The 831-nt window shown below is 43.2% G+C and carries 1 pseudogene; it reads right to left on the bottom strand.

The features are described from left to right. A pseudogene (locus QMA12_RS22095) lies at window positions 1-831 on the bottom strand (IS21 family transposase); the annotation flags it as partial.

The following is an 831-nucleotide window of genomic DNA, read 5'->3' as shown; positions in this document are numbered from 1 at the left end:
AACATGCTTGCTCAAGCCGTTCTTTTGAATACGTTTTAGCTAAACTTAACAGCCCTAAACAGACACGATAAGCGTGCTCGGGGTGACGCCGTCCACTGAGCTGTAACTCAACAACTTGGTGGGTATACTCCCCGATACTTAATGCCCATGAACGTAAGTTTATTGGTGACTGCTCATGCTGTTTTTGATGCGCCAGAGGCATATGGTGAGAGTGTGTTGTATGTCCGCCTAAACGTTGTGAGCGAGGATGTTGTGCGATTAAGGTATCGCCATGATAAAGCTGTACTAGCTGATTGGTTATGTGTGCGCGTAATTGTTTCTTAACCCACTGATACGGCACACTGTAGTAATGTTTTTCTATTTCAACATGATAATCAATGTGTACTCGCACCGTTTTGATTTGTGTATAGTGATAGGCCTTTTGAGGGAGTGGTTTTAATACTGGTTTATCAACAATATCAAAGAGCTGTTTGCGTGATTGTTGATATTGCTTCATCACCTTATTGTTCATAGCATCAAGTAGCTTTGCTATCTCTTGATTTAAGTGCGCCAAGCTGTAGAAGGTTTGGTTACGCAGACGTGCCATGATCCAACGCTCAACAATTTGTACACCGACTTCAGCCTTGGATTTATCTTTGGGTTTATAAGGTCTAGCGGGTATGACAGCGACGTTAAAATACTCGGCTAGTTGATGATACGTAGGATTTAAATCAGGCTCGTAGCGACAGGGTTTACTAACGGCACTTCTGAGATTGTCGGGAATAACAAGCTCAGGCACACCGCCCAAAAATTCAAAGCAACGCGCATGACTCATCACCCAATCTTCAAGTT

Origin of the sequence: Pseudoalteromonas sp. APC 3893 (assembly GCF_030408095.1) — a bacterium.
Lineage (GTDB): Bacteria > Pseudomonadota > Gammaproteobacteria > Enterobacterales > Alteromonadaceae > Pseudoalteromonas.
The sequence above is the reverse complement of the archived record's forward strand: the minus strand, read 5'-3'. Positions and strand labels throughout refer to the sequence as shown.